The organism is Paracidovorax wautersii, from assembly GCF_900113035.1.
Classification (GTDB): domain Bacteria; phylum Pseudomonadota; class Gammaproteobacteria; order Burkholderiales; family Burkholderiaceae_C; genus Paracidovorax; species Paracidovorax wautersii.
In genome coordinates this window covers 1-4,037 of the sequence record NZ_FONX01000046.1, presented here as the reverse complement: position 1 = coordinate 4,037, position 4,037 = coordinate 1, and the positions used below count along the sequence as shown (strand labels likewise).

Genomic DNA, 4,037 nt, shown 5'->3' with positions numbered 1-4,037 from the left:
CCCCGAGAACAAGACCTGCAATGACGGCCTGCTGGATGTGTTCCCTTCCGTCGTCATTCGCGTGACGGAGGAGGGCGTCATCCTGGTCGTGGACGGCCATTGCCGCACAACGGCGATTCGTGAGTTGATCACGGAAGAAGACTACGAGATCAGTTCCCTGGATGTGGTCCAGACTCGGGAGGATGCGCGGGGGCGAATCGGACTGATGCTGCGCTCGGGCATGGGTAAAGGCTACACGCCCCTTGAGCGTGCCATTGCCCTCACGCGTCTGGCCGATGGCCAGGATGGGCAGGAGGGTATGAGCTTTCCGCAGATCTCGCGATTCCTGGGCGGGGCGATCACGCCGCAGCGTGTGGAGCAGCTCGTGATTCTTGGCCGCGCGTCGGCCAAGGTGCAGGAGGCCGTGGCCGAGAAGCGGATCGTCGCTGATACGGTCATCGATATCCTGCGCAAGCACAAGGACGAGCCTGCCGTGGGCGAGCAGAAAATCTTCGAGATGATCGACGGCAACAGCAAGGCACGTCCGGTGGGCAAGGCGCAATCGCAGCCGAGCGTTCCGCGCAAAGCTGCAGCGGGCATTTTCCAGGCGATCGCCAAGGAATCGAAAACGCTGGCCAAGCAGATCGAGTCCGTGGCCAAAAAGGGTGATGGTTGGGAGGATGAGCCCATGACCGTCACCCTGCCAGCGGGCGTCATCGCCCAGCTGCTGGAAAAGTCCAAGGTTCCGGCTGTCAAGAGCACGGACGAAGAGTGATCCGCGCGCTAAGGCCAGCACGGATTCAAGCCCACCGGGTCTATGGCGGCACGGACTACGGTCCGCGCCAGTTGATCCTGGTCGATGCGCCAGACTCTCGCTTGATGTGGGTGCCTGGGCACACTAACTACTTGGGCCGGATGAACGGCAACGGGTATTCGAAATCCAAGCTGTGGCTCGTGCGTGACGATCCGTCGCCGACGCGCCGGGTGGTACTTTGCATTGAGCCTGGTGGTCGCCTCGACCAGGCATTGCTGTTCAGTGGCGAGGTGCAAGCAGCAGTGAAAACAATGTGGGGCGATGACATCGCTGCGGCCCTTTGCGTCGATGCGACATTAGTTCTCGGGCGAACGTCGCCGGCCGAGGCTGTGTGACCAAGGAATAGAGCATGGAACACGTCGTCACATACGACGAGACGCAACTGGCCGTGATCAACTGCGAGGACCCGCTGGTGATTGCCCAGGCCAAGGCAGGTGCGGGAAAGACCTCGACGGCAATCGGAAAGGCCGCCGCATTCCCTGACGAACGCTTTCTTTACATCTGCTTCAACAAGTCTGTGCAGGAGGAGGCTCAGCGACGCTTTGGCCCTAATGTGAGCTGCCGTACTACTCACTCTTTAGCGTGGGCTGCTGTGGGTCGGCACTACGGCGCACGGGTGAACATGAAGTGGGGCCCGCGGCTCCTCGCTGATGAATTGGCGCTTGCCAGGCCGCGCATTGCTGCCGTCGCCAGGGCCGCCCTGAGTGAGTTCTTTTCGACGTCTGACCAGCTGCCAGGTATGGATCACGTGCAGGCGGTTTCGCAACACTGGATGCTTGATTCGGTAGAGCAAGCTCATGCGGTCGATGCGGTGAAAAGGGCCTGGGCTGGAATGCTCGATCTGAAATCGCACGTGTCCTTGCCGCCGGATGCATACCTCAAGATGTGGTCGCTCTCGAAGCCACAACTCAGGTTCCCTCGGATCATTCTGGACGAGGCCCAGGATACGCCGCCTGTTGTGGCTGAGGTGATCAAGCAGCAGCGCGCAAAAATGTTGCTACTAGGTGATAGTTTTCAGGGGATATACGCTTGGCGGGGGGCCAAAGATGCGATGCGGGATTTTGCCGAAAGTGGGCGCGCAACTGTGCTGCAAATGCCCAAGACCTGGCGCTTTGGTGAGCGCACGGCAACTATCGCAAATGAGATCTTGGGTCGGCTCAGGGGGGAGACAACGAAGATCGTCGGCATGGGGCAGGATGACCCGCGCAGGCGCCGGCCTGTCTCTGTCCTCGCTCGCACCAATGCTGTTCTTTTCGGCGTAGCCGCAGAGCGCCGAGGAAAGGGTGTCATGTGGATTGGCTCAAGCAAGGGCTATCGCATGGATCTCATCGCTGATGCTTACTACCTCTTCGCTGGCCAGCGGCATCAGATCAATGACCCAATCATGCGGCGTTATGAATCGTGGCATCAGTATGTCGATGAAGCTGAAGCGTCCAAGGACCCAGAGGCGAGAATCCTGATCAAGGTGGTGGCCTCTTTCGGCCATGACATTCCTGCGCTGGTGGGCGACATCAGGTCCAACGAAGTTCATGCGGCCGAAGACGCCGATATCATCTTGTCAACGGGCCATAAGGGCAAGGGGCTCACCCTCGACTATGTGCGCGTTGCTGACGATTTCGAGTGCCTGTACGACGCCGAAGAAGAGCTGAAGCAGTTTGGCAAGCTTAGCGTGGCTTCAGCCCAGGAGATCCACCTGTTGTATGTGGCATTTACCCGGGCTCGGTTCCATGCGGAGCTGAACCGTGAGACCAAAGAGTGGTTTGAAGGCAAGGGCATTGTGTTGCCAGGTGGTGGCACTGCTTCGTGAACAGTTGAAGGTGTAGGCGCGGATTTCGTTGTGCATTAATTAGAATAAAGTGGTATAGTAGAGCCAAGCAATCAAACGGAATCGAAAATGGCCACCGCAAAGTCTGCTTCGAAGTCGTCCATAACCAATGACGCCATTCATGAGTTCGCCAGGCAGATCGGCATTGAGCTGGTACGGATGGCTCCCTCCTGGGCATGGTTTCAGAAGCTCGAAGGCGGTGCTAAGAAGCACCTGGCCAAGACCAACGATGCCATGTGGGAGATGCTTCAGGCGATGGCCCCCAAGAAGCCTGTGAAGCCCAAGAAGCTGCACTTCTGGTCTGGTGATGGTGTTGGCGTCCTGCGTGCGGACGACGCCATCTTGCGCGGCGACCCTTCAGACGTCCGCGTCTACATCGCTGCGACCTCGCGGGCCGCACTGGTGCGGATGGTCCACGCATACCGCAAGGCTGATCGGCCGAGCATCGAGTATCGGATCAAGACCCATTGGAAGCGCGAATGGGATGCTGCCATGGCAGGCGTTAATGCCCAAGCTGGCATCTGGGTGCAGTACGAGGCTGACGAGCAGCCTGTCCGCGTAGCCTGATCCTCGGGGCAAAGCCCCATCCTTCTTCCCCTATCTCTATCACGGCTTTTCGCCGTGTCCGGGACATCTGTTGCCTATCGAATTGTGCGGCGGCCACTTCATCGAAAGATTGTCATGAGCGAGCTGGTTGTACAGGATCAAAAAGATAGGGGCATCGAGCACTCGGCTCTCGCAGCGCAGGGAGCCAGTTCTTCGGTCATCCAGTTCTATCCGGCCGCAGGACGCTACGCCAAGAAGCAGGGGGGGGTCACCTGGCAACGGGGTGTCTCTCACGCCGCAGGTCCAGGCCATGCTGGACCTCAACTGTGTTGTTGCGGTAGGGGTGTCGGGAGGGAAAGATTCCGACGCCTGCGCGATCGCTGTCGATCGCCACCTGAATGCCATTGGTCACACTGGACCGCGTGTGCTGGTTCACGCAGACCTGGGTGTGGTGGAGTGGGAGGACAGCCTGCCAGGTTGCCAGCGCCTGGCTGAGAACCTGGGGTGGGAGCTGATGGTTCTGCAGTCTGCTTCGGGCGATCTGATGGATCGTTGGAAGCTGCGCTGGAAGAACAACATCAAGCGCTACAACGACCTTGAGTGTGTGAAGCTGATCTTGCCTTGGAGCACTCCAACCATGAGGTTCTGCACCTCTAGATGTAGTCAAGCATCCTTTTGACGAAATGATCTAGGGATGCTCTGCACGAATCCTTACCCGTTGTGCTTGTTGCAGGGGCAAGCCGAGACAATACAGCCATGAAGCAAAGCAGCCTGGGCCTGAGCCACACCGTCAAGCGCACCCGCAAGCGCGAATTCCTCGATGCGATGGAGTTGGTGGTGCCCTGGGCTGAACTGGTGGCGCTGATAGAACCC

General features: G+C 59.0%; 5 protein-coding genes and 1 pseudogene. All 6 read left to right on the top strand.

Annotated features, from left to right (window positions below; translation table 11 throughout):
* The coding region (locus BM070_RS24965) for a hypothetical protein (protein ID WP_217648974.1) at positions 1 to 754 on the top strand (754 nt) is incomplete at its 5' end.
* Between the two features lie 140 nt (positions 755 to 894).
* Positions 895 to 1,128, top strand: a complete 234-nt coding sequence (locus BM070_RS24960) for a hypothetical protein (protein ID WP_175518606.1) — start codon at positions 895 to 897, stop codon at positions 1,126 to 1,128.
* A 14-nt stretch (positions 1,129 to 1,142) separates the two neighbouring features.
* Positions 1,143 to 2,600 carry a UvrD-helicase domain-containing protein gene (locus BM070_RS23825; protein ID WP_092942854.1) on the top strand — a complete coding sequence of 486 codons (1,458 nt, stop codon included), beginning with the start codon at positions 1,143 to 1,145 and terminating at the stop codon, positions 2,598 to 2,600.
* A gap of 87 nt (positions 2,601 to 2,687) precedes the next feature.
* Positions 2,688 to 3,185, top strand: coding sequence for a hypothetical protein (locus tag BM070_RS23820; RefSeq protein WP_092942851.1), 498 nt, complete (start codon positions 2,688 to 2,690; stop codon positions 3,183 to 3,185).
* Between the two features lie 289 nt (positions 3,186 to 3,474).
* Complete coding sequence (locus BM070_RS23815) at positions 3,475 to 3,843, top strand: adenine nucleotide alpha hydrolase family protein (RefSeq protein ID WP_139222997.1); 369 nt, start codon at positions 3,475 to 3,477, stop codon at positions 3,841 to 3,843.
* Between the two features lie 77 nt (positions 3,844 to 3,920).
* Positions 3,921 to 4,037 (top strand): annotated as a pseudogene (locus tag BM070_RS24705) (IS5/IS1182 family transposase); the annotation flags it as partial.